Below are 24,494 nucleotides of genomic sequence, written 5' to 3'. Positions count from 1 at the left end.
ATCACTAGTACTGATGTACCGATAGATGACGTCGATCAAGAACCCGTCAGCGATTTCTGATAGATCGCAAAACACGCTTCCGCCAGGGCCGATCGCGGGGCGCTGCGACGCATGATCAGTCCCAGCCGGCCAAGGGTCTGGGCGTTTTCGATGGGTTGCAGGCGCAAATGGTCGGTGAGATTTTCCAGGCCGCCGTCCAAGGGCATCACCGCACAACAGAAGCCGCCGTGCACCGCTTGTAACAACTGGTGGACTGCGTCGGTTTGCAGCAACGGCTGTGGCGTCAGCCCACGGCTGTGGAAGTTGTGGTCGATGGACTGGCGAAAGTGCATGCCGCTGGTGAGCATGCCCAAGGGCAGTTCAATCAGCGATTCCCAACTCAGCGGCGCCTCGCCAAAGGTGTAGAAACGCTGGTCGTAGAGCAGGCCCATACGGGTTTCGCTGAACGCCAGGGAATCGAAACGCTCGCCGTCGAGACGCTCCAGGTAGGACACGCCGAGGTCCAGCCGATTGTTCGCCAGTTGTTCGAGGATCTGCTCGGAACTCAGCGCCGAGAGTTCGAAGCGCAGGTTCGGGTGTTCGGCGTGCAGGCGTTGCATCAACGGCAGCGGATCGAAGCTCGACAGCGGCACCACGCCCAGGCGCAACGTACCGACAAGATTGCCGCGACACGCCGCCGCTTCGGCCTGCAAACCGTCATAAGCGGCCAACACCGTGCGTGCCCAGGCCAGCACCCGTTCGCCCGGCGCGGTGAAACCTTCGAAGCGTTGGCCGCGATTGACCAGCGGCAGTTCGAGTTCTTCTTCGAGGCTGCGCAGGCGCATGGACAGGGTCGGTTGGGTGATATGACAGCGCGCGGCGGCTTGGCCGAAGTGTCGGGTTTCGTCGAGGGCGATGAGGAATTTGAGCTGCTTGATGTCCATCTTCGCTCCAGGGCGTGGGCAGGGTTTGCGATTCTAGCGCTTGCGAGGGGGTGGGGTCATTGGTCGGCTGGGAACCAGTGTGTGCGGGCTTGGTCTAGTCTTTTGCGTCTGGACCCTTATCCCATGGAGAGAACACGATGAGCCTTTTCAGCTTTTTAAAAGATGCCGGTGAAAAAATCCTGGATGCGCTGACGCCTGACAAGGCCGAAGCCAACAGCGAGGCGTTGACCAAGCACGTCAAGGATGCACTGACGGGCATCGACACTTCCAAAATCCAGGTGAAAGTCGAAGGCGAGAAAATCATCGCCACCGGCGAAGCCGCCAGTCAGGAAGAGAAAGAAAAAATCCTCCTGGCCCTTGGTAACGTGGCCGGTATCAGCGGTGTGGATGACCAGATCACGGTGACCGGACCGGTGGCCACCCCGGCGAAGTTCGTCACGGTCGAGAAGGGCGACACGCTCAGCGCGATTTCCAAGCGTGTGTATGGCGATGCCAACAAGTACAACAAGATCTTCGAGGCGAACAAGCCGATGCTCAAGGATCCGAACAAGATCTATCCGGGTCAGTCGTTGCGGATTCCTGAGTAACCCCCACTCGATCGTTCCCACGCGGGGCGTGGGAACGATCAGGTGCAGGCAATTCGATCTATCTACAACCCTTCAATCAACTCCCGATAATCGACCACCGCCGCAAACTCCGCCGTGTCCTTCGGCCCTTTGCGACTGTCCGGCTCGCTCACGGCCAACAGATGCGCCACACCAAAATGGCGCGCACTGCGCAGGATCGGCAACGTATCGTCGATAAACAGGCTGCGCGCCGGATCGAAACCGATGTCCGCCTGCAAGGCATCCCAGAACTGCGGGTTTTCCTTGGCAAAACCGTAATCGTGGGAGCTGATCAAACGCTCGAAATACGGCGCCAGTTCAATCCGTTCCAGCTTGAGTGACAGCGAATCGCGATGGGCATTGGTGATCATCACCACACGCTTGCCGGCCTGCTTGATCGCCGCCAGAAAGGTGTCGGCATCCGGACGCAGGGCAATCAGGTGCGCGGTTTCCAGTTTCAGTTCGCGTACCGGGATTTTCAGCTCGGCGCTCCAGAAGTCCAGGCAGTACCACTGCAACTGCCCGGCGTTGCGCTCGAACAGCGGCTGCAATTCCATTTCCGCCATGGCCCGGCTCACTCCGTGCAACTCGGCATAACGCTGGGGCAGGTGTTCCATCCAGAAATGGTTGTCGTAGTGCAGGTCCAGCAGCGTGCCGTCCATGTCCAGCAGAACGGTGTCGATGTCGCGCCAGGGCAGCGGGGACATAAAAAACTTCTCCAGCGGTAAAAAAGATATCCGAGGTCAACAATCAGGATAGGCCGGGTATAGTAACCCGCTTACGCCAAGGAGCCTTTTATGCGCCAGAAACCCACCGTCCTCGCCCGCGAGATTGTCGCCACCAGCCGTTTGTTCTGCGTCGAAGAGCTGAAGCTGCGCTTTTCCAATGGCGTGGAGCGCACGTACGAGCGCCTGGTCGGCAAGGGCGCCGGGTATGGCGCGGTGATGATCGTGGCGATGCTCGATGCGGACCACGCGGTGCTGGTCGAAGAATATTGCGGCGGCACCGATGAATACGAACTGTCCTTGCCCAAAGGCTTGATCGAGCCGGGCGAAGACGTGCTGGCCGCGGCCGAGCGCGAGCTCAAGGAAGAGGCCGGATATGGCGCGCGTCAGTTGGAGCATCTGACTGAGTTGTCGTTGTCGCCCGGTTATATGAGCCAGAAGATCCAGGTGGTCTTGGCCACCGATCTGTACGAAGAACGCCTGGAGGGCGACGAGCCTGAGCCGATGGGCGTGGACAAGGTCAACCTGCGCGAGTTGTCGGGCCTGGCCCAGAATCCAAAATTTACCGAGGGCCGTGCCTTGGCGGCGTTGTATCTGGCCCGTGACCTGCTGACCCAGCGTGGGGTGTTTTTGCCATGAAGTTGAATTTCCCCCATCCGTTGATGGCGCCAGTGGTTGAGCTGGCGTTGAAGGCCGGCGAAGTCATCCTGCCGTTCTGGCGCACCGACACTGCCGTGACCGCGAAGTCTGATGATTCGCCGGTCACCGCCGCCGACCTCGCCGCCCATCATCTGATTTTGGCCGGGCTGACGGCACTGGACCCGAGCATCCCGGTGCTGTCCGAAGAAGACGCCGACATCCCCCAAAGCGTGCGCGCCGGGTGGCAGCGTTGGTGGCTGGTGGACCCGCTGGACGGGACCAAGGAGTTCATCTCCGGCAGCGAAGAATTCACCGTCAACATCGCGTTGATCGAACAGGGCCACGTGGTGTTTGGCGTGGTGTCGATGCCGACCAACGGGCGTTTCTACGTCGGCGGCGCCGGGCTGGGTGCGTGGCGGGGCGATCAGGGCGAAACGCCGTTGCCGATCCAGGTGCGCGACGTACCGGCGGCGGGCGAGGCGTTTACCGTAGTGGCCAGTCGTCGGCACTCCAGCCCGGAGCAGGAGCGGTTGCTGGCGGGGCTGAGCGAAAGCCTGGGTGAGTTGCAGTTGGCGAATTTCGGCAGCTCGCTGAAATTCTGCATGTTGGCGGAAGGGGCGGCGGATTGTTATCCGCGACTGGCGCCGACTTCGCAGTGGGACACGGCGGCGGCGCAAGGTGTGCTGGAAGGGGCGGGCGGTGAGGTGCTGGATTTGAGCGGCGCGCCGTTTTGTTATCCGGCGCGGGAATCGTTGTTGAATGAGTTTTTCCTGGCACTGCCGGCGAAGGCTGCGTGGCGTGAGAAATTGTTGGCGTTGGCTCGTAACTAAGATCGTTCCCACGCTCCGCGTGGGAATGCCTCAAGGGACGCTCCGCGTTCCAATGGGACGCGGAGCGTTCCGGGCTGCATTCCCACGCAGAGCGTGGGAACGATCAGTTGTCAGCGGTGCAGGACGTACTGCCCGGTAAACGTCACCGCATCTTCCTCACTCCCCACATTCACAATCCGCGAATGCAGCGTCAACCGCGCCCGGCCATAACGTGTGTACATCGCCAGAAACTTCTTCCAGGTCACCGCCCCCGGTGCCTGGCATATCGCTATGGCATCGCTGGTCACCGGCAGTGGGTAATTGATCTGCCCTTCCTGAATCACGATGTGCCCGTCTTCAATCCCTTCTTCACGCAAGCGCAAATGCAGCCAGCCCCAGCCCGCCAGTACCGCGCCGCAATACAGGCTGCCGCCAAACATGGTGCTTTTGTGATTGACGTTGGCCTCCAGCGGCAAATGCAGGCGCAGTTGCTGGTCGTGCCAGTCGAGCACCCTGAGGCCCATGTCCCGCGTGAGGGGAATGTCGTGGTGGAGAATCGATTCCAGGTGACGACTGTCGCGGCTCATGCACGGGTCTCTTGTTTGAAGATGATGATTGGACGGTAGCTCAATCGAGGTCATCGGTGTGGCTGTGGGCGCCGCCGTCGGCGAAGTTCAGCCCGTGCTTGCGCAGTTTGTCGTGCAGGGTCTTGCGCGGAATGCCCAGGGCTTCGGCGAGGCTGCGTACCGAGCTGTGAGAGCGCGCCAGTTCGGCGGCAATCAGGGTTTTCTCGAAGTTTTCCACCTGCTCGCTGAGCCCGCCGCTGACCACGTCGACCGTGGTGCTGACGCCGCCGTCCGGGGCGCTGTTGTCCAGCGCCAGCTCCAGGCCGAGGGCAAAGCGTTCAGCGGCGTTTTGCAGTTCGCGCACGTTGCCCGGCCAGGTGTGGCGCAGCAGCAAGGCCCGTTGCCCCGGTTGCAGTTCGTGGGGTGGCAAACCGTGGCGGGTGCTGGCTTCGTCGGCGAAATGCTGGAACAGCATCAACGCATCTTCGCCGCGTTCTCGCAGCGGCGGAATGCGCAACGGCGCGACGTTCAGCCGGTAATACAAGTCGGCGCGGAAACGGCCCTGATCGGCGGCCTGGCGCAGGTCTTCCTTGGTGGCGGCGATGACGCGGATATCCAGCGGAATCAGCTGATTGCCGCCCAACCGTTCGACCACCCGTTCCTGCAACATGCGCAGCAACTTCACCTGCACGTCCAGGCTCATGCTTTCGATTTCATCGAGGAACAGCGTGCCGCCATTGGCGAATTCGAACTTGCCGATGCGGCGTTTTTGCGCGCCGGTAAACGCGCCGGGCTCGTGACCGAACAGCTCGCTTTCCACCACCGATTCGGCCAGTGCCCCGGCGTTGATCGCCACGAACGGACCGTTACGGCGACTCGACAGATCATGCAGCGCCCGGGCCACCACTTCTTTGCCGGCACCGGTTTCGCCGAGGATCAGCACGTCAGCCTTGGTCGCCGCCAAGGCCCCGATTTGCTCGCGCAAACGCAGCATCGGCGCTGAGTGCCCGACCAGTCGAGCGCTTAGCTCATTGCGATCGCTCAGGGCCAGACGCAGGCTGCGGTTGTCCAGCACCAACCGGCGCAAGGCCAGGGCGCGGCGCACGCTGTCGAGCAGGGCGTCGCTGGCGAAGGGTTTTTCCAGAAAGTCATAAGCCCCGGCGCGCATCGCCTGTACCGCCAGCGGCACATCACCGTGGCCGGTGATCAGCAGCACCGGCAACTCCGGGTCCTGGGCGTGCAGTTCGCTCAGCAGTTCGAGGCCGTCCATGCCGGGCATGCGGATGTCACTGACCACCACGCCCGGCCAGTCGCGCTCCAGTTGCCCGGCCAGGCCCTTGGCTTCGGCCAGCGGCAGGATTTTCAGGCCGGCCAGGTCCAGGGTCTGGCTCAGGGCCTGGCGCAAGTGCGGATCATCGTCGATCAACACGACCTGGATGCGGTTATCGATGGTCATGCACTTCGGTCCTCGGACGGTTGCAGGCTCACGCCGGGCGCGCCTGCGCGTAGCTTCAGGGTAATCAGGGCGCCGCCTTCCTTGTGGTTGGAGAACGACAGTTCACCCCCGAAGGCGCGCATCAACGTGTCACAAATCGCCAGCCCTAACCCGAGTCCTTGAGTGCGGGTCTTGGTGGTGTAGAACGGCTCGCTGGCGCGACCCAGGGCTTCCATGCAAAACCCGGGGCCGTTGTCGCGAATGTACAGGTTGACGCCATCGGCGGTGGATTGGGCACTCAACCAGAGCTTACGCGGCGGACCTTTTTCGGTCAGGGCGTCGAGGGCGTTGGCCAGCAGGTTGCCGAGCACCTGACGCAAACGGGTTTCCCCGGCCTCGACCCACAACGTGGCAGCGGGCAAGTCGCGGATCAACTCGACTTCCATGCTGCGGCGACGTTTGGCCAGCAATGCCAGGGCATCGTCCAGCGCCGGTTGCAGGGCAACGCTTTCCGGGGCGTGGCGATCACGCCGGGCGAAGGCGCGCAGGTGGGCGATGATCGAGGCCATGCGCCCGGTCAATTCGCTGATCAGCTTGAGGTTGCCGCGGGCATCGTCGGTGCGTTGATGATCAAGTAACACTTCGGCGTTTTCCGCGTAGCTGCGGATAGCCGCCAGCGGCTGGTTGAGCTCATGGCTGATGCTCGCCGACATCGTCCCCAGTGCCGACAACTTGCCGGCCTGGACCAGATCGTCCTGGGCGCGCACCAGTTCCTGCTGAGCGTGTTCGCGCTCCAGCACTTCCTGTTTCAACCGGCGGTTGAGGCCTTCGAGGTCGCTGGTACGCTCGGCCACCCGGCCTTCCAGCTCGCGGCGGGCCTTGGCTTCGAAGGCGATCCGCTCCAGATAATGGCGACGTCGCTGCATCATCAAACCGAGCAGCAACATCAATACAAGCAATGTCGCGCCACCGATGGCCACGACCGTGCGCACCGGGCGGTCGATCAGGGTGCGTGGCGCCAGGATGCTGACGTTCCAGCCGGTTTCCGCGATCGACTGGGTCTGGGTCAGCCAGGCGTTGGGGTTGAGCCTCAACGGCTTGGGATCGCGGGTCGGGTAGGGTTGGATCGCGCTGATGGCTTTGTTCTCGTTGTCACTCAAGACGCGGGTGGAGCGAAAGCGCCACTCGGGCCGCGAAGTGAGAATGACCACGCCGTTGTGATCGGTCAGCAGCAGTTGTTCCGGGGTTTTGCCCCACAGGCTTTCGGTGTGATCGAGATCGACCTTGACCACCAGCACGCCGATGACTTTCTCGCCTTCGCGCACGGCGGCGGCGAAGAAGTAACCGCGCTTGGCCGAGGTGGTGCCCAGCCCGAAAAAGCGTCCGAGACGCCCGGCCATGGCTTCGCTGAAGTACGGCCGGAAGGAAAAATTGCGCCCGACGAAACTGTCATGTTTGTCCCAGTTGGACGCCGCCAGGGTCTTGCCACTGGTGTCCATCAGGTACATGACTTCGGCGCCGGTCTGGGCGCTGATGTTTTTCAGCAGGCGGTTGGCGTTGCCCTGGGTGACGCCATCGTCAGGCGCACCGAGCACGGCGCGCAGGGCGGGCAGGTCGCCGAGGATCTGCGGCAACACTTCATAACGGTGCAGGGTGCCCAGCAGGTTGGCGACGTAGAGGTCGAGGGTCTGACGATTCTGCCCGGCCAGTTCGCTGCGGTAATACCGCTCGGCCAGATGCTGCAGCGGCCACAGCAACGGCGCCAGGCACAGCGCGAGCAGGGCCAGGCTGCGCCAGCGGGGTCTGCGAGGAAGGGTCGGAGTCATGAGCATCGAGCGCCTGGGGGTACAGGCGCATTATGCCTAGGGTTGCGGGCGCAGTCTGCGCGCTCGCGGCCGGCGCGTTGTCGAAGTGAAGATTCAGACAGCGATTCAGGAAAAGACGTCAGCGTCCTTGAAGAACGCAGCCGCTGCATCCTTGCCCGACAGTTTTGGCGCCTCATCCAGCTGCCAGTCGATGCCCAGGTCCGGATCGTCCCAGCGAATGCTGCGCTCGGCCGACGGCGTGTAGTAATTAGTGGTCTTGTAGAGGAACTCGGCGAATTCGCTCAGCACCACGAAGCCGTGGGCGAAACCTTCGGGGACCCACAATTGACGATGGTTGTCGGCGGACAGTCGAACGGCGACCCATTTACCGAAGTGCGGCGAGCTGCGGCGAATGTCTACCGCCACGTCGAGCACTTCACCGGCGGTGACGCGAACCAACTTGCCCTGGGTATTTTCCAGCTGGTAGTGCAGGCCGCGTAGCACGCCTTTTTGCGAGCGGGAATGGTTGTCCTGAACGAACTGCGTGTTCAGACCGGTCGCTTCTTCGAAAGCCTTGGCGTTGAAGCTTTCATAGAAGAAGCCGCGCTCGTCACCAAATACCTTTGGCTCGATGATCAGGACACCGGGCAGGTCGGTGGTGACTATGTTCATGGGTTTTCTCCAGCGATAGGCAATGATGGGGGACATTCTTGCGCAAAGTGCCGACGGGTGCGAGTGCGGCGATGTCTTTTGACCTGTGCTGATTCGGGAGGGGGGTTGCGTATCGCCCCGAGCGGTGGCGATATAAGCGCCTAATAAAATTCCAGGGGTTTTGTATGCCGCTCGCCACGTTGATCCACCGCGCCAGTTTGCCCAGCCCGCAAGTGTCTGCGGAGCAAGCGTCAGAGCTGCTGCAGGCACATTACGGGTTGAGCGGGACCTTGCAGGCTCTGGGCAGCCAGCAGGACCTGAACTACCGCGTCAACAGCGACCAGGGGCGTTTCGTCCTGAAAATCTGCCGGGGCGATTACTCGGCGCTGGAGTTGCAAGCCCAGCACGCAGGGCTCAAGCATTTGGCCGAGCGTGGCGGTGTGCAGGTGCCACGGGTGATTCCTGCCAACAGTGGTGAAGATCTGCTTTCGCTGGAAGTCGGCGGCCAGGCGGTGCATGTGCGCCTGCTTGATTACATCGAAGGCCAGTCGCTGACGCACCTCGGTCATTTGCCCGGACCCGTGGTCGCCGGTTTCGGCCGGCTCTGCGGCGAAATGGACCTGGCGCTGGCCGGTTTCAACCACGCCGGACTTGAGCGCACGCTGCAATGGGACGCCCGACATGCCAACGCGTTAATCGCGCATTTGTTGCCGATCATCAAGGATGACCAACAGCGCGGGCTGATCGCGGATGTGGCCGAACTGGCTGAGCGTCATTTGTTGCCACTGGTGGATAAGCTGCCGGTGCAGGCCATTCACATGGACATCACCGACGACAATGTGGTGTGGCAGCGGGATTCGCAACGCCAATGGCAATTGCAGGGTGTGATTGATTTCGGCGACCTGATCCGCACCTGGCGCATCACGGATTTGTCGGTGACCTGCGCGGCGCTGCTGCATCACGCCGATGGTGATCCGTTCTGCATCTTGCCGGCGGTGCAGGCTTATCACGCGGTCAACCCGTTGCAGCATGAGGAGCTGCAAGCGCTGTGGCCGTTGATCGTCGCCCGGGCGGCGGTGTTGGTGCTCAGCGGCGAGCAGCAGGTCAGCATCGATCCGGGCAATGCGTACAGTCGCGACAATCTGACCCACGAATGGGAAATTTTCCGCGTGGCGACGTCGGTGCCATTGGCGTTGATGGAGGCGGCGATCCTGACGGCTGTCGGCCAGACCCTGCCAAGTATCGGCAGTGAAGGTTTTGCGCCACTGCTGCCGAGCCTGGTCGGCCGTGAATTTGCCTTGATCGATTTGGGCGTGCTCAGCCCGCACTTCGAGGCCGGCAACTGGGAGCAGGAAGGGATCGATCAGCGTCTGCTGACGGAAGCCGCAGCGGCCCATGGTCTGGCGGCCAGTCGTTACGGCCAATATCGGTTGTCTCGCACCCGCGCGGACACTGCTGCTGAACCCGATACTTGCCCATTGCACGTCGAGTTGCGCGTGCCCCACGGCACGGCGGTTGAATCGCCATTTGCCGGGGTGGTGCACCAACCGGCGGCGGGCGTGTTGCAACTCGACGGCCCGCAACTGAGCGTACGCTTATGGGGCGTGACGCCAACGCTGCACACCGGCGCGGCGCTGGTCAAAGGCCAGGTGCTGGGTTCGGTCAGCGGGCCGCTGAGGGTGCAGTTGTGTCGAGGCGCTTCGTTCGATGCGCCACTGTTTTGCACGCCGTCTCGCGCATTGGCCTGGAAGGCGTTGTGCCCGTCTCCGGCGGTGTTGCTCGGGCTGGCGTGTGACGCTGAAGACGAACTCGATTCGCAAACGTTGCTGGCGCGTCGCGACGCCAGTTTCGCCCGCACCCAGAAACACTATTACGTCGACCCGCCCCGCATCGAACGCGGCTGGCGCAATCACCTGATCGACATGCAGGGCCGCTCCTACCTCGACATGCTCAACAACGTCGCGGTGCTCGGCCACGGTCATCCGCGCATGGCTGCGGTCGCCAGCCGTCAGTGGTCGCTGCTCAATACCAATTCGCGATTCAACTACGCGGCGGTTGCCGAGTTTTCCGAGCGTTTGCTGAAACTGTCGCCGGACTCCATGGACCGCGTGTTCCTGGTCAACAGTGGCAGCGAGGCCAACGACCTGGCGATTCGTCTGGCGTGGGCTTATAGCGGCGGGCGCGACATGCTTAGCGTGCTTGAGGCGTATCACGGCTGGACGGTGGGCGCGGACGCGGTGTCGACGTCGATTGCCGACAACCCCAAGGCCTTGAGCAGCCGTCCCGACTGGGTGCATCCGGTGATTGCACCGAACACCTATCGTGGCGAATTCCGTGGCCCGGATAGCACGCCGGACTACGTGCGCAGCGTCGAGCACAACCTGGCGAAAATCGCTGAACAGAAACGCCAGCTCGCCGGGTTCATCTGTGAACCGGTGTACGGCAATGCCGGCGGCATCTCGCTGCCGCCAGGGTATTTGCAGCAGGTGTATGCGTTGGTCCGCGCTCAGGGCGGCGTGTGTATCGCCGATGAAGTGCAGGTCGGTTATGGCCGCATGGGCCATTTCTTCTGGGGTTTCGAAGAGCAGGGCGTGGTGCCGGACATCATCACCATGGCCAAGGGCATGGGTAACGGCCAGCCGTTGGGCGCGGTGATCACCCGCCGGGAAATCGCCGAAGCGCTGGAAGCCGAGGGTTACTTCTTCTCGTCGGCCGGCGGCAGTCCGGTCAGTTGTCAGATCGGCATGGCGGTGCTGGATGTGATGGAGGAGGAAAAGCTCTGGGAAAACGCTCAGGTCGTGGGGGGGTATTTCAAGGAACGTCTGGAAGCGTTGATCGATAGTCATCCGTTGGTGGGCGCGGTGCATGGTTCCGGTTTCTATCTGGGCGTCGAGCTGATCCGCAACCGCGACACCCTGGAGCCGGCGACCGAAGAAACCACGGCGCTATGTGACCGCTTGCGCGAGCTGGGGATTTTCATGCAGCCGACGGGGGATTTTCTGAACGTGCTCAAGATTAAGCCGCCGATGGTGACTTCGCGGCGGAGCGTGGATTTCTTTGTCGACATGCTTTCGAAGGTGTTGGGTGAAGGGTTGTAGGGCTTGCCCGCGATGGCGTCTCTGAAATCGACGCAAAATATCGATTGTTATCGGCTTTTTCTGGGTTTTTTTAGACGGAAGGCATGTGATCAGCTTTTAAAGCCGATATTTATCGGCTATAAAGTCGTCATTGCCTACCTATAAAAAGACCCAGGAGATGATTCATGAGCCGTATCGTTACCGTCGCCGCTACCCAGATGGCTTGTTCCTGGGACCTTGAAGCCAACATCGAGACCGCTGAGAAGCTGGTCCGTGAGGCCGCGGCCAAAGGTGCGCAGATCATCCTGATCCAGGAATTGTTCGAGGCCCCGTACTTCTGCCAGAAGCCGAACCCGGATTACCTGCAATTGGCCACGACCGTTGAAGACAACGTCGCGATCAAGCACTTCCAGAAAGTCGCCAGGGAACTGCAAGTGGTGCTGCCGATCAGCTTTTACGAACTGGCCGGCCGCGCGCGTTTCAATAGCATTGCGATCATCGATGCCGACGGCTCCAACCTCGGGACTTATCGGAAAAGCCACATCCCGGACGGCCCTGGCTACCACGAAAAGTATTACTTCAACCCGGGCGATACCGGTTTCAAAGTCTGGAACACCCGTTACGCGAAGATTGGCGTCGGCATTTGCTGGGATCAGTGGTTCCCGGAGTGCGCCCGCAGCATGGCGTTGCTCGGCGCGGAAATCCTGTTCTACCCGACTGCCATCGGCAGCGAGCCGCACGACAAGACTATTTCTTCCCGTGACCACTGGCAGCGCGTGCAACAAGGCCACGCCGGCGCCAACCTGATGCCGCTGATCGCCAGCAACCGCATCGGCAACGAAGAGCAGGACGGCTACGACATTACTTTCTACGGCTCGTCGTTTATCGCCAACCAGTTCGGCGAGAAGGTGCAGGAACTCGATAAGACCGAAGAAGGCGTACTGGTGCAAAGCTTCGACCTCGACGAACTGGAGCACATCCGCAGCGCGTGGGGCTCGTTCCGTGATCGGCGTCCGAACCTATACAATGCGCTCAAAACCCTCGACGGTTCCCTGGAGTCCTGAGCCTGATGACCACTTTAAACAGCACCCCGCGCGCCGACGGCTTCTACATGCCCGCCGAGTGGGCGCCACAAACCCAGACCTGGATGATCTGGCCCGAGCGTCCGGATAACTGGCGTCTGGGCGGCAAACCGGCGCAAGCCGCGCACGTCGCGGTGGCCAAGGCCATCGCCCGTTTTGAACCGGTGACCGTCGCGGTGTCCGCTGGCCAATACGAAAACGCCCGCGCCCGCCTCGATGTGCCGAATATTCGCGTGGTCGAGATGTCCAGCGACGACGCCTGGGTCCGCGACACCGGCCCGACCTTCGTGATCAATCACAGCGGCGAAGTCCGTGGCGTGAACTGGGACTTCAACTCTTGGGGTGGTTTCGACGGTGGTCTGTATTCGCCGTGGAATCGTGATTCGCAAGTCGGCGGCAAGATCCTCGAGATCGAGCGCAGCCAGCGTTACCGCACCGAGGGCTTCGTGCTTGAAGGCGGGTCGATTCACGTCGATGGCGAAGGCACGCTGATCACCACCGAAGAATGCCTGCTCAACCGCAATCGCAATCCGCACCTCAACCGTGCCGACATCGAAGCGGTGCTCAGCGCCAATCTGGCGGTGGATAAAATCATCTGGCTGCCGGACGGTTTGTTCAACGACGAAACCGACGGCCATGTGGATAACTTCTGCTGCTACGTGCGTCCGGGCGAAGTACTGCTGGCCTGGACCGATGACCCGCAGGACCCGAACTACCCGCGTTGCCAGGCGGCAATGAAAGTGCTGGAAAGCAGCACCGACGCCAAGGGTCGCCCGTTCACGGTGCACAAGATGCCGATTCCGGGGCCGCTGTATGCGACCGAAGAAGAATGCGCCGGTGTCGATCCGGTGGACGGGACTCAGGAGCGCAATCCTACGGTTCGCCTGGCGGGTTCCTACGTGAACTTCCTGATCGTCAACGGCGGCATCATCGCGCCGAGCTTCGACGATCCGCTGGATGGCCCGGCCAAAGAGATTTTGCAGAGCCTGTTCCCGCAGCACGAAGTGGTGATGGTGCCCGGCCGCGAACTGTTACTGGGCGGCGGTAACATCCACTGCCTTACCCAACAACAGCCCGCACCGCACAACGAATGAGTGCAGTTGTAACAGCCTGAGTTGATTGCATAATCAGTCTCACAAACGTTTTCCCGTTTCGCCTTACAGAAAGCCCGCAGCCCGTCAGGACCGCGGGCTTTTTTGTATCCGCTTATCGACAGCTCCGAAACATTGGCACAGCTCTTGTATCTGTCATGGGGCAAAACAGGGAGGGGAGAACGGCGACGTTCTGTCATAAACCTTGGATAAGTTAGCCGCTCACAAACCGGGAGAGAGCGCTGAAATGAACGCCGAAGTGAACGTAGTGAGCGAGCGGACATTGCATCCCCTGGCAGTCAATAGCGAATCGCTACAGATCCTTGCGCACTGGTTGAAATCCAATGGAACGCGTCAGATCAGGGAACCTGATCCGCGCCGGATGATGATCGAGCGCTACCCCGCTGGTTTATTCAGCGAAGCGGAGCTGGAAGCGTTGTGGGATGTGATGGAAGGATAAGAAGAACAACAACGGATTGATAAAAGCGCTGCCGGGAAGGCGGCGCTTTTTTTATGGGCGAAGATCGTTCCCACGCTCTGCGTGGGAATGCAGCCCGGGACGCTCTGCGTCCCAAATGGACGTGGAGCGTCCGTTGAGGCATTCCCACGCGGAGCGTGGGAACGATCACGTTAGAGCAAGGTGTTTAGAAGCTGTAGGTTCCGGTCACAACCAGGCTGCGCGGCTCACCCGGCTGAATCTGATACTGGCTGGTGGACGACGCGTAGTAGTTCTTGTCGCTGATGTTATTCAACGCCGCGCGCAAATCCCAATCTTTCTGCCGGAACCCGGCCAGGGCATCCCAGCGGCCATACCCCGGCAGGACCGTGGTGTTGAGGTTGTCGGCGTAACGCTCGCCGACCAGGGTCAGACCGGTTTCGGCGTACCAGCCCATTTCCGGCTTCCAGGTCAGGAACAGGCTGCCGTTGTGCTTGGCCACGTTTGTGACGCGTTTGCCTTCAAAACCATTGTTGTCTTTCACGACGGTAGCGTCCTGCACGCCCACGCCACCGCGCACGTACCAGTTGCCACCAAGTTTGCCGGTACCGGTCAACTCGATACCACGGGAGCGTTGCTCGCCGGTGAGCAGGGTGATGGTCGGGTTGAGCGGATCGCTGGTGCGGCGGTTGTAGAGTTCCAGTTCGTAGATCGCCAGGGTGGTGCTCAGGCGATCGTCGAGCCAGTCGCTCTTCACCCCGATTTCCTTCTGCTTGGTCAGTTCCGGGCTCAGGTCGTTGCTGTTGCCGGTCGCTCCCGGGGTAATGCCGATCAAACCACCGCCCACCGGCGAGAACGTCTTGGTCCAAGAGGCGTAGAAGGAATGATTCGGCAGCGGCGTCCAGACGATTCCTACACGAGGGCTGGTGCTGTGGCTGTCACGATCCTCGGAAATGTCCTTCAGCTTGTTGGTCGACTCGATGTCGAAGGTGTCGTAGCGCAAGCCGGCCAGCAGTTGCCACTGATCGTTCAGGCGCAGTTGATCCTGCACGTACACCGCACGGCTTTCGACTTCGGTGTGGCTGTCGCTGAATGTCTGCATGCGACCGGTGTGGCGTAGATCGCGGTTCGGGTTGTACAGGTCCAGCGCCGGAACCGGCGAACTGCCCGGCCCGGAAGTCGCGGCGTTGTACAGCTTCGGATCGCGACGCTGGCTGCCGATCTCGATACCGGTCAGCACGCGATGTTCAAGGCCGAAGGTGTCGAAGCCACCCTCCAGTTCAACGTTGTTGAAGACGTTGCGGGTGGTCAGGTCCTGTTGCCAGTGCTGGCGCAGGACTTTGTTGGTCTTCGGGTCGTAACCCGTCGAGTAGGTGTTATCGAAATCGCTGTCGAGCTTGAACACACCGAGGGTGTGGCGCAGTTGCCAGTTGTCGCTGAGTTCATAGCTGAGTTTCGAGCGTAGGGATTGTGACTTGTCGTCGATGAAATCGTGATCGTTGCCGTAGGTCGTATCCCGCCCTACATCCGCCGGGCGTCCGTTTACCCCAGGGATGCCGCGATCCGGCGTACGGTTGTAACGGCTGTATTCGTACTGCACCAGCCAGTTCAGGTCCGGCGTCAGTTGCCAGTTCATGGACGGCGCGAACAGTTGGCGATTGCCACTCACGCCATCGCGGAAACTGTTCTGATCCATGTTGCCCATGTTCAGGCGCAGGCTGATGTTCTCGGTTGGATCAGTGCTCAAGTCTGCATACAGGCTGCGCAAATCGTCGCTGCCGCCCTGGGCCTCAATAGTCGAGCGGCGGCCGAACTCCGGTAGCTTGCTCACTCGGTTGACGATCCCGCCCTGGCTGCCCCGGCCATACAACACGGCGGCCGGGCCTTTGAGCACTTCGATGCGTTCGATGTTGTGCAGGTCGCGCACGTATTGACTGTCGTCACGGATGCCGTCGAGGTAGAAGTCGTTGCTGGCGTCGAAACCACGGATGCGCAGGCTGTCGAAACGCGTGTCGGCGCCGCTGCTGACGTTGGGGATGCCGCTTAGCGCAGTGCCAAGGTCGTAAGTGCCGTAGTCCGCGATGTTGGTGGTTTTTATCGAATCGATCGCCTGAGGCACATAGCGCACCGGCGTTGCTGTGCGGGTGGCAGTGCTGGTTTCTTTTACCCGTGGGTCATCCGCTTCGGCTTCGGCACTGATGGACGTTTCAGGCAGCGTTGTAGGAGCAGCGTAGGAAAAACCGGCAGACAGCAGAGCAGAGAAGCCAAGGCTGTAGGAAGTAAGGCGAAAAGGGGCAGGCATTGAGGAACGCATCCGTAGGATTTTTAGGCAATAGCGTGTAGGGCGCGAATGGTAATGCTTGCTATTTACTTTCGTGAGCTATTCCTAATACGTATCCCGGAATGATTGTTTCTATTTGTGTCGATGCTGATACGAAAGCTCGGCGAAGTGATTCGACCGATTCATGAAACAGTCTGAAAACCAATCCAGCGTTTTTCCGAAACGATCTGCGGACTAGTCTGCCGGCATTGCGTTTTCCTACCTTTGTGCCGGAGCTTTCCCATGAACCTTCACTACATTTACGACCCGTTGTGCGGCTGGTGCTACGGCGCCGAACCTTTGGTGCAAGCGGCCCAGATCGTCCTGCCGGTGATCGCCCACGGCGGCGGCATGATGACCGGTGCCAATCGCCAGACCGTTTCGCCACAACTGCGCAACTACGTGATGCCCCACGACCGGCGCATTGCCGAATTCACCGGCCAGCCGTTTGGTGAAGCGTATTTCGAAGGTTTGTTGCGCGACGAAACGGCGGTTTTTGATTCCGCTCCGCCGATTGCCGCCGTGCTCGCCGCCGAGCAGATCGCCGGGCGCGGACTGGAATTGCTGGGGCGTTTGCAGAGCGCTCATTATCTGGAAGGACGGCGCATCGCTGATGAAGCGGTCCTGTTTGAGCTCGCGACAGGCCTGGGCCTCGAACCGCACGCCTTCGAGAGTGCTTTCCACGCAGCCGATACTGAGCGCCATATCAAAGAGAGCCGGGCACTGCTGGCCGACGTCGGCGGTCAGGGTTTCCCGACTTTCGTTTTGGAATTGAACGGCCAATTCACCTTGATCGACATCGGCCCGTGGATCGGCAAACCGGAAGCCTTCGCGGCGTGGCTGCGTCAATCGCTTCCCGCACCCGCCTCGGCGCCCGAGTTTCAAGCCTGTGGCCTTGGCGGCTGTATCCACTGAAATCTTCCGAAATCATGCAACTGAAGCTCGCCGCCAAGGGGTTTCTTAGACGATTTTTGCCTATTCTCAGACGATTCATGAAATTGACACAGGCTTAAGGGCGCGGATAGGATCCACGCCAACGCCTGTGGCTAACCGCCATGACTCACAAAACAATAAAAAGGCCCGCCGCGATTTTTCGTGGGCGGGCCTTTTTGTTTCGGGGTGAAAAAAGAGCGCAATAGCGCCATTTCAGCCGTTCGGCACAGCGCGTATCAACCAGTAATAAGGAAAACAAAATGTTGAATAAGCGAATCAGCCTGATCGCTCTGGGGATGTTGAGCGCTACACAGGCCATGGCTAACGACCAGGCCGAAACCAAGGGATTTGTTGAAGACAGCAGCCTCAAAGTGCTGCTGCGCAACGCCTACATCAATCGTGACTACAAGGACGGCAACCCGGATAGATCCGAGTGGGGCCAAGCGGCCATCGGTACGTTCTCGTCCGGTTTCACCCAAGGCACCGTCGGTGTCGGCGTCGACGCTTTCGGTCTGTACGCACTTAACCTGGAGCGCAGCGAAGACCGCAGCGGTGCCCAGGGTATCGACTTCTTCAAGAAGGGCGACAGCGGCAACCCGGCCAACGACCTGTCCAAGGGCGGCGCAGCGGTCAAATTCCGTCTGTCCAGCACCACGCTGACCTACGGCGACCAGATGCCGGAATTGCCGGTGCTGAACTACGACAACTCGCGCCTGCTGCCAGAAAGCTACACCGGCACCCTGATCACCTCCAAGGAGATCAAAGGCCTGGTCCTGAACGCCGGTCGCTTCACCGCCGAGTCGCGTAAAAGCGCGGAAGGTCGTGACAGCGGTGGCTTGAAGTCGATCAACGTGTTGGGCGGCAGCTACCAGTTCACCGAGCAGTTCAAGGCTGCGGTCTACGCTTCCGACGTCGAAGACGTGCTGAAGAAGCAATACGTGAACGCTAACTACGTGTTCCCGATCGACAAGGATCAGTCCCTGACCCTGGACTTCAACGGCTATCGCACCAAGCTGGACAATTCCTACGTCCGCGAAAACGGTATCACCGGCGACGACAACAAAATCTGGAGCCTGGCCGCGACCTTCGCCACCGGCCCGCACTCGTTCACCATCGCGCATCAGCGCAGCACCGGCGACAGCAACCTGGGCTACGCCTACGGCGGCTATCAGAAAGACCAGGGGCGTGTCGGCGACGGTGGCAACACCATCTACCTGGCCAACTCCTACTGGTCCGACTTCAACGCCGAAGACGAACGCAGCTGGCAGCTGGGCTACGGCCTGGACTTCAGCACTTTCGGTATTCCGGGCCTGAGCTACAACGTGGCTTACGTGCGCGGCGACAACATCACCACCTCTACCAGCGAGGGCGGTACCGAGCGCGAAATCTTCAACCAGTTCAAGTACGTCGTGCAAAGCGGCCCGGCCAAAGACCTGAGCGTGAAGTTGCGCAGCTCGATCCTGCGTGTGTCGCAGAAGTCCAGCGAGTACAACGTCAGCGGTAACGAACTGCGCGTGTTCGTCGATTACCCGATCAACATCTTCTGATGATCAATTGAGTGGCTAACACTCAATAAAAAACCCCGACTGGCTCGGGGTTTTTTTTTGCGGCATTTTGGTGGAAACGTTCTAAAAGCGCTTTTTTTGGCATAAAAACGTCAATTCAAACGATCTTTTTATGGCGCTTCAAGCAACGCTTGAGATGCCTGAAATTCTTTCTCATGGACGCAAATCCTGCACCTAATAGATTAGGCCGCTCAATGCAGCGGAGACTTGTAATGATCGTGTTAAACAGAGAAGTTGGCGAATCGCTAAGACGCGACAAATTTGTCAACGTCCAGGGTGGTGACTTCAATCTCTACGGTCATTTTGCCGACTTCGTCCGACTGACCAAAAGTTGGGAAAACATGGAACCGGACAGCTACTACGGCCAGGCCGAATCCGGTATGCGTTTTCGTCGCTACAGTGACTTCGAATACAACCCGGTAACCCGCGAGCTGACGCAACTGGAGCATCGGGCCTATGTTCAGTCCAAGGCCAACAACAGCTACGTCGGCGGCATGGTTCGCCACTTCCAGGACTTCTCCGACGAAGTGATCAACTCGCCGGTAATGCGCAGCCTGATCGACATCGATTTTGAAGTGTATAAAAACGTGCTGCCGCCGGAGTTGCACGATGAAATCTGGCAATGCCAGATCCATCAGATCCGTATCGAGATCAAGCCAGGCAAGCAACTGGAAATCACCCCCGAAGGCATTCATTGCGACGGTTATCCGTTCAGCGGCGTGCACTTCTGGGGACGCAACAATGTGGACGGTGCCGAAAGCCGTCTCTACAGCGCCCACGAAGAGCAACTGGCGTCGACGACGTATCAGGAAATCCTCGACACCACGTTCTTCCTCGACCGCGACATGCGCCACTACGTAACCCCGGCCCGCAATACCCATTCCCACGACATGGCGTACCGGCAAATCCTGGCGATTTCCTTCTCGCGGCCCGGGACCGCTTTCGACATTGTTCGCTGAACAGCTCGACCCCATGGACAGCCCCTCCACATCAGTGATGATGTGGCGGGCCAACGCAAAGGATGCCGTGCGCCTGGAGCGCTTCTTTCGGCAGTTCGACGAAGTGTCGTTCTGCGACTGGCAGGATGCCAAATGCCTGCGCGGTGTGTTGGTGCAGAAAACCACCACCGCGTACCTGGCGCTCGACCTCAGCGGCGAAGTGGTCGGCGCGGTGCTGGGCGGTATGCTCGGCAGCCGTGGCACCATCAACCACTTGGCGGTGAGCCCGCTTTATCGCGCCCAAGGCGTGGGCCAGCGCCTGGTGGAAGCGGCTTCGGCGGACATGAAACGCGTGGGTGTACTGCGGATGTTCCTGTTCGTCGACGATGCTAACCTTGCCGGCAAACGTTTTTGGACTGCCCAGGGTTTTTGCGAGCCGCGTGGCGAAACGACCTTTGAGAGGGACCTATGAATGAGACGTCCAGCAGCCAGCCGCTGATGGTCGAGCCACAGCCTTCGCGCACGTTTGCAGAAGCCAGTCCGGTAGTGGCCGGCTACTTCACGGTGTCGTTTGTGTTTGGCTTGATGGCCGTCAACGCGGGGTTGCCTGTGTGGTTGCCGGTCGCAATGTGCCTGTTCGTGTATGCCGGGGCTTCGCAGTTCGCCGCGTTGGCGCTGATCTCCAGCGGCGCCTCGCTGACCACGATTATCCTCACCACGTTTTTGATCAACGCGCGGCACATGCTGATGTCGGTTTACATGGCCAAGGCCTTGCGGGCGTTGGGGCTAAGTCGTTTTGAGCGTTGGTGTTATGCCGGCGGACTGACCGATGAATCCTTCGCTTTCCACAGCGTGAAACTGGGCAGCGGCGCGCCGGTCAATGTGCGTTACCTGATCGGCTTCAACCTGTTTTGCCACACCTCGTGGGTGCTTGGTGGATTGCTCGGGGCGATCTGCGCGCAGTACGCGTCGCACTTGATCAAATATCAACTCGACTATGCCCTGACCGCGATGATGCTCTACGTGCTGGTGTCGCTGTGCAACACCCGCAACAAGCTGATCGCCGCACTGGCCGCAGTCGCCTGCATGGGCGCCTTGAGCCTGGTCGGCAGCTCGCCATTCAACGTATTTATCGCCACATTTGTGGGTTGCGGGGTGGGTGTATGCCTGACCAAACGTTCCTGATCCTGGTCGTGGTGCTGATGATGGCCGTGACCTTCCTGCCGCGCGCATTGCCGCTGCAGGTGAACACCGACCACTGGCCACCGTTTGTTGCAAGGGCGTTGGAATACCTGCCAGTGGCGATCGTCGCTGCGATCAGCCTTACGCCCTTGTTGATCAAGGACCAGCATGTGCAGCTCGATCGCCCGGAATTCTATGCAGCGATTCCGACGTTGTTATGTGCGTATTTCAGCAAAAACCTCTTTCTCAGTGTGGCGGTCGGGACGGCTGCGTACATTGCGCTCGGCTCGTTCATGTAGGCGCAAGTCGACCACATCGCTCAAGGCCTGGCCCGACAACTCAGGGTTATTGACCGCCAACCGCACTTCGAGGAAATCCTCGAAACCGGGGAAAATGGTCAAGCCGTTACGCTGTGCGGCGTCGCGAGACACCATGCCGATGCCGTCCATTTGCGGGATCAGCGACAGGGTCAGGGTTTCGCTGCAGGAATAAATCATCCGTTGGCCGGTTTCGTAGTTGCCGAGGCCGGCGTCGAGAAAGCGCAGGAAGCTGTGGGAATACGGACAATCATCCGCAGGACGAACCTGAAACTTGTCGCCCAGCATCACCAGCGGATCGTTTTCCTGACCACAGTGAGCGCCGACCACCTGAACGTGTACGTCCGGCAACAAAATGCTCGGCATCCCCGGTTTTTGCGGTCCGATCAAAACGGCCAGGTCGAAGTCTTCATTCTTCAACTTGCTCAGATTTTCCATCGACTCGGCGTAGGAGAATTCCAACTGATGGTCAGGAAACACCTCAAACAGGCGTCCGATCATGCGCCGGTTGAAGTCCTCCGACAGCGTGGTATTCAACGCCACCTTCAGCGTGCGCTGGCCGGGTACCTTCAGCGCCGCGACTTTCTCTTCCATCTGCCGCGTCGCCACCAGGACCTTGTCCATATACGGCGTGAGCTCCGTGCCCTGCGCAGTCAGGGTCAGGCCCTTGTTGGAACGTCGAAACAGGCGAAAACCAAACTGCTCTTCGACCTTGTTCAACTGCGCGGCCAACGCCTGCACGGTCAAACAGGAATGCTCTGCCGCCGCCGACAACGAGCCGGTCTGCACGATGCGCATGAGGTTGCGTAAGGTTCTGCTATCCATGGGGTAATGCCCTCTAAAGTGGGCTGGCAATTGTTGTGTACTTAGCGGCCGATCCTGCACCTATGCCGGCTATATTCCTGCACCTGAGCATAGTTGTCGCGGGTTTAGTAGCGAATTGATTCCGCAGCCGATGGCTGGAGGCTTACACAGGATCGGGGTTTTTGGTGATGGTGGGGTGATTGGGATCAAAAAAACGCGGGAGGTGTGCGTCTTTTCGATTAGGTGCAATAAAGGCTCTTTATTCGCTTATGGATTAAATTCACATATTTATCCGTATCTGTACTAGTCTGACTCTAGACATTGCTACGGAGGCGATCCCATGCCTACCTCATCACCCGCCCTCAGCCCACAGCAACAACTCGACTCCCCCGAAGCCGGCCGGGTTGCGCTCAAGTTCTTCTTCAACCTCATGGAACGTTGGGGTTGCAGCGCCGAGCAGCAACGCACGCTGCTGGGCAAAGTCGGCAACACCACGTTCTACAAGTACAAACACCTACCGCCCAACGTGCGTCTGCCCCACGACACCCTGGAACGCATTTCCTACCTGATGGGCATCCACAAAGCGCTGAGCATCATCTTCAGCAATAGCCGCGAGCGCGCCTATAAATGGGTCAGCAGCCCGAACACCGCCGCGCCGTTTAACGGCCAAACTGCTTTGGACTACATGCTGGTCGGCCGCGTGGTGGACATCGCTGACGTACGCCGCTACCTCGACGGAGTGCGCGGTTGATGGCGCCGGAACTGGCCGATCCGCAATGGTCGCGAGCCTATCGGATCGTCAACAGCTGCTTCCCGCCGATCTCGTTATTTGAAGATGTGCTCGATCCGGAAGACCTGCCTACCGCGTACGCCCTCGAAGCACTCACCAACGACCGATTGATGGAAGAGGCCGGCGTGCTCTCCCGGGTGCGTCCTGAGGATCGAATCTCTGGACCCGGCTCCACGCCGGTGATGGCTGCGTTTACGCATATCGGCAAAACCAGTCGCTTTACCGATGGCACATTTGGCGTCTATTACGCCGCTAGCAGCCAGGCTGCGGCTATCGCCGAGACGAGCTATCACCAGGAACGGTTTCTCGCTGCGACCAATGAGCCAGACCTTGAGTTGACCATGCGCACTTACGTCAACAAGGTCGTCAAACCGCTACATGATATTCGCCAAAACTATCCGCAGCTTCATGATCCAGACCCGACTGCTTACGGCCCGTCCCAGGCGTTCGCTCGGCAACTTCGCGAAACGTTGTCATGGGGATTGCTCTACAACAGCGTTCGGTTGCCGGGGCATGAGTGTGTTGCGGCGTTTCGACCGCCGGCGGTGTCGATTCCGAAGCAGGGGAAGCATATTCGGTATGTGTGGAGTGCGAGCAGTCGGAGGATTTCGTTTGTGTTTGAGGTGAGTGAGGTTTGAGTGGGAGGGGCAAAAATTGTTAGATCTTGAGACTGCTTGGCCGGTTTCTAATCGTTTTTAAGCAAAAGGTCAGTTTTGTAATCGTTTTTATGCAGGGATAATCGATTTTATGCATGGAGCTCAAATTTTTAATGATTCCAGCACGCAAAAAGCCCCGATTGATTCGGGGCTTTTTTATGCGTGCGCGACTACGTTGGACGGCGGTTGTTACATGGTGCGTCGAGAACCTTCACCACGTCATCGATGATCGCCTTGCTCATTTCCTGCAAATAATACGACGCCCAGGCATGCCGGTCGGTTTCGCGAACCATGGCAGCGTCAGAGGCGAGCAGTTTGGCGACGTGGAGCAGGTTGGAAGCATGGGAAAGGGCTTCGATCACCGGGACACCGGAGTTGATGCGAAACAGCGCTTCGTTGGCGTGGTAGGAGAACGGGGTGAGGCCGATGGTTTTCAGGTCTTGAGGGATGGTCATTGGGCACCTCCGGTTTTTGGGCGGTGGTGGGTGATGACCGGTGCAGCAGTGGCGCAAATTTTGGACGGACTGATGGCAAGCATTAGCAAAACTCCTACATATAAGTGAGAGCTGCCACGTTCGTTCTCAGGCGAATGGGTGACAGCTGTGCGCAGGCTGAGAACCGGAAATGTAGGAAACCGGCAGACCCGAAGGCCTCCCACGCACAGCCGCCATAACACGGAAATGCAGGCACAAAAAAACGCCGACAATCGTGATTTGGTGGCGCTCGTGCGCCTACATATTACCCGGGTTCTCAGGCCCGGTCGCTGAATTGGCAGCGACGGCTTGAAGGTAGCTTGAGGCGGGAGGATGCGCAATTGTGGCGAGGTGGTGGCGTGGGGTGAACGGTTTAGTGTTTTTTATGGCTGAGCAATAATTATTGCCCGGGCATAATTTTGATAATTTGGATGACCTACCAATAGGGTTGTCGATTTGCTCGAGGAGCATCAGCAATGGATGTAGAACTGAATCAGTTTCAGAAGGATTTGCTGGAATCTGTGCGTGAGATGAAAACGAGACAAGTCCTTCCTGCCGCTGAGAAAGAAGACTTAAACAGTGAGAAACGGTTCGAATCGCGCAGAGACACGTCGCCAGAACGCGTCGAAAAAGCTGAGAAATAGCGACAAGTAACCTGGCGGATTACATGAA

The 24,494-nt window shown here is 59.6% G+C and carries 25 protein-coding genes; 16 read left to right on the top strand and 9 right to left on the bottom strand.

Annotated elements, in window-relative coordinates; all coding sequences use genetic code 11:
• Positions 1–35: 35 nt before the first annotated feature.
• Positions 36–923, bottom strand: coding sequence for a LysR family transcriptional regulator (locus HKK52_RS19030; RefSeq protein WP_169372101.1), 888 nt, complete (start codon positions 921–923; stop codon positions 36–38).
• A gap of 137 nt (positions 924–1,060) precedes the next feature.
• Here HKK52_RS19030 and lysM point away from each other — a divergent pair, with 137 nt between their 5' ends.
• Positions 1,061–1,510 carry a peptidoglycan-binding protein LysM gene (gene lysM, locus HKK52_RS19025; protein WP_054047738.1) on the top strand — a complete coding sequence of 150 codons (450 nt, stop codon included), beginning with the start codon at positions 1,061–1,063 and terminating at the stop codon, positions 1,508–1,510.
• Between the two features lie 62 nt (positions 1,511–1,572).
• On the opposite strand, the gene yrfG is transcribed toward lysM, so the two are convergent.
• Entirely contained in the window at positions 1,573–2,235 is a 663-nt protein-coding gene (gene yrfG, locus HKK52_RS19020; RefSeq protein ID WP_169372100.1) for a GMP/IMP nucleotidase, read from the bottom strand.
• 90 nt (positions 2,236–2,325) lie between these two features.
• Here yrfG and nudE point away from each other — a divergent pair, with 90 nt between their 5' ends.
• Complete coding sequence (gene nudE, locus HKK52_RS19015) at positions 2,326–2,892, top strand: ADP compounds hydrolase NudE (RefSeq protein ID WP_133837780.1); 567 nt, start codon at positions 2,326–2,328, stop codon at positions 2,890–2,892.
• Complete coding sequence (gene cysQ / locus HKK52_RS19010; protein ID WP_169372099.1) at positions 2,889–3,722, top strand: 3'(2'),5'-bisphosphate nucleotidase CysQ; 834 nt, start codon at positions 2,889–2,891, stop codon at positions 3,720–3,722. Before nudE ends, cysQ begins: the two co-directional genes overlap by 4 nt.
• A gap of 110 nt (positions 3,723–3,832) precedes the next feature.
• On the opposite strand, the gene HKK52_RS19005 is transcribed toward cysQ, so the two are convergent.
• From HKK52_RS19005 to rfbC, 4 genes are all read right to left on the bottom strand, one after another.
• Positions 3,833–4,288 carry a YiiD C-terminal domain-containing protein gene (locus tag HKK52_RS19005; protein ID WP_169372098.1) on the bottom strand — a complete coding sequence of 152 codons (456 nt, stop codon included), beginning with the start codon at positions 4,286–4,288 and terminating at the stop codon, positions 3,833–3,835.
• A gap of 40 nt (positions 4,289–4,328) precedes the next feature.
• On the bottom strand, positions 4,329–5,723 hold the full coding sequence (locus HKK52_RS19000) for a sigma-54-dependent transcriptional regulator (RefSeq protein ID WP_169372097.1): 1,395 nt from the start codon (positions 5,721–5,723) through the stop codon (positions 4,329–4,331).
• Positions 5,720–7,528, bottom strand: coding sequence for a sensor histidine kinase (locus HKK52_RS18995; protein ID WP_169372096.1), 1,809 nt, complete (start codon positions 7,526–7,528; stop codon positions 5,720–5,722). Before HKK52_RS18995 ends, HKK52_RS19000 begins: the two co-directional genes overlap by 4 nt.
• A gap of 105 nt (positions 7,529–7,633) precedes the next feature.
• Positions 7,634–8,179, bottom strand: a complete 546-nt coding sequence (gene rfbC / locus HKK52_RS18990) for a dTDP-4-dehydrorhamnose 3,5-epimerase (RefSeq protein WP_169372095.1) — start codon at positions 8,177–8,179, stop codon at positions 7,634–7,636.
• A 164-nt stretch (positions 8,180–8,343) separates the two neighbouring features.
• Here rfbC and HKK52_RS18985 point away from each other — a divergent pair, with 164 nt between their 5' ends.
• The 4 genes from HKK52_RS18985 (at position 8,344) to HKK52_RS18970 (ending at position 13,868) form a co-directional block, all read left to right on the top strand.
• On the top strand, positions 8,344–11,256 hold the full coding sequence (locus tag HKK52_RS18985; protein ID WP_169372094.1) for an aminotransferase: 2,913 nt from the start codon (positions 8,344–8,346) through the stop codon (positions 11,254–11,256).
• A 164-nt stretch (positions 11,257–11,420) separates the two neighbouring features.
• A complete protein-coding gene (gene aguB / locus HKK52_RS18980) occupies positions 11,421–12,299 on the top strand; it encodes an N-carbamoylputrescine amidase (protein ID WP_169372093.1) in 879 nt (292 codons plus the stop codon).
• A gap of 5 nt (positions 12,300–12,304) precedes the next feature.
• Positions 12,305–13,411 carry an agmatine deiminase gene (gene aguA, locus HKK52_RS18975; protein ID WP_169372092.1) on the top strand — a complete coding sequence of 369 codons (1,107 nt, stop codon included), beginning with the start codon at positions 12,305–12,307 and terminating at the stop codon, positions 13,409–13,411.
• A gap of 244 nt (positions 13,412–13,655) precedes the next feature.
• A complete protein-coding gene (locus HKK52_RS18970; protein WP_123598111.1) occupies positions 13,656–13,868 on the top strand; it encodes a hypothetical protein in 213 nt (70 codons plus the stop codon).
• A 184-nt stretch (positions 13,869–14,052) separates the two neighbouring features.
• On the opposite strand, the gene HKK52_RS18965 is transcribed toward HKK52_RS18970, so the two are convergent.
• Positions 14,053–16,146, bottom strand: coding sequence for a TonB-dependent receptor (locus tag HKK52_RS18965; protein WP_169372091.1), 2,094 nt, complete (start codon positions 16,144–16,146; stop codon positions 14,053–14,055).
• 261 nt (positions 16,147–16,407) lie between these two features.
• Here HKK52_RS18965 and HKK52_RS18960 point away from each other — a divergent pair, with 261 nt between their 5' ends.
• From HKK52_RS18960 to HKK52_RS18935, 6 genes are all read left to right on the top strand, one after another.
• Positions 16,408–17,079: a DsbA family protein gene (locus tag HKK52_RS18960; protein ID WP_169372090.1), complete on the top strand. Its 672-nt coding sequence runs from the start codon at positions 16,408–16,410 to the stop codon at positions 17,077–17,079.
• Positions 17,080–17,357: 278 nt separating this feature from the next.
• Positions 17,358–18,644, top strand: a complete 1,287-nt coding sequence (locus HKK52_RS18955; RefSeq protein ID WP_169372089.1) for an OprD family porin — start codon at positions 17,358–17,360, stop codon at positions 18,642–18,644.
• Between the two features lie 230 nt (positions 18,645–18,874).
• Positions 18,875–19,621 carry a 2OG-Fe dioxygenase family protein gene (locus HKK52_RS18950; RefSeq protein ID WP_133837792.1) on the top strand — a complete coding sequence of 249 codons (747 nt, stop codon included), beginning with the start codon at positions 18,875–18,877 and terminating at the stop codon, positions 19,619–19,621.
• Positions 19,622–19,634: 13 nt separating this feature from the next.
• On the top strand, positions 19,635–20,072 hold the full coding sequence (locus HKK52_RS18945; RefSeq protein ID WP_178117459.1) for a GNAT family N-acetyltransferase: 438 nt from the start codon (positions 19,635–19,637) through the stop codon (positions 20,070–20,072).
• Positions 20,069–20,785 carry an AzlC family ABC transporter permease gene (locus HKK52_RS18940; RefSeq protein WP_169372088.1) on the top strand — a complete coding sequence of 239 codons (717 nt, stop codon included), beginning with the start codon at positions 20,069–20,071 and terminating at the stop codon, positions 20,783–20,785. The genes HKK52_RS18945 and HKK52_RS18940 overlap by 4 nt, the downstream gene beginning before the upstream one ends.
• Positions 20,764–21,081: an AzlD domain-containing protein gene (locus tag HKK52_RS18935; RefSeq protein ID WP_010464672.1), complete on the top strand. Its 318-nt coding sequence runs from the start codon at positions 20,764–20,766 to the stop codon at positions 21,079–21,081. The genes HKK52_RS18940 and HKK52_RS18935 overlap by 22 nt, the downstream gene beginning before the upstream one ends.
• On the opposite strand, the gene HKK52_RS18930 is transcribed toward HKK52_RS18935, so the two are convergent.
• The gene (locus tag HKK52_RS18930) at positions 20,998–21,924 is read right to left on the bottom strand and encodes a LysR family transcriptional regulator (protein WP_169372087.1); all 927 of its coding nucleotides are present in this window, start codon (positions 21,922–21,924) and stop codon (positions 20,998–21,000) included. The genes HKK52_RS18935 and HKK52_RS18930 overlap by 84 nt on opposite strands.
• Before the next feature lie 319 nt (positions 21,925–22,243).
• Between HKK52_RS18930 and HKK52_RS18925 the strand changes: the two genes are divergently transcribed.
• Both HKK52_RS18925 and HKK52_RS18920 read left to right on the top strand, forming a co-directional pair.
• On the top strand, positions 22,244–22,654 hold the full coding sequence (locus HKK52_RS18925; protein WP_149659072.1) for an MbcA/ParS/Xre antitoxin family protein: 411 nt from the start codon (positions 22,244–22,246) through the stop codon (positions 22,652–22,654).
• Positions 22,654–23,331, top strand: a complete 678-nt coding sequence (locus HKK52_RS18920) for an RES family NAD+ phosphorylase (protein WP_169372086.1) — start codon at positions 22,654–22,656, stop codon at positions 23,329–23,331. The genes HKK52_RS18925 and HKK52_RS18920 overlap by 1 nt, the downstream gene beginning before the upstream one ends.
• Before the next feature lie 188 nt (positions 23,332–23,519).
• On the opposite strand, the gene HKK52_RS18915 is transcribed toward HKK52_RS18920, so the two are convergent.
• Entirely contained in the window at positions 23,520–23,804 is a 285-nt protein-coding gene (locus HKK52_RS18915) for a DUF3077 domain-containing protein (protein ID WP_123598117.1), read from the bottom strand.
• A 494-nt stretch (positions 23,805–24,298) separates the two neighbouring features.
• Between HKK52_RS18915 and HKK52_RS18910 the strand changes: the two genes are divergently transcribed.
• Entirely contained in the window at positions 24,299–24,466 is a 168-nt protein-coding gene (locus HKK52_RS18910) for a hypothetical protein (protein ID WP_169372085.1), read from the top strand.
• Positions 24,467–24,494: the final 28 nt, after the last annotated feature.

Origin of the sequence: Pseudomonas sp. ADAK2, from assembly GCF_012935755.1 — a bacterium.
Classification (GTDB): domain Bacteria; phylum Pseudomonadota; class Gammaproteobacteria; order Pseudomonadales; family Pseudomonadaceae; genus Aquipseudomonas.
This window is presented reverse-complemented; position numbering and strand designations above follow the sequence as displayed.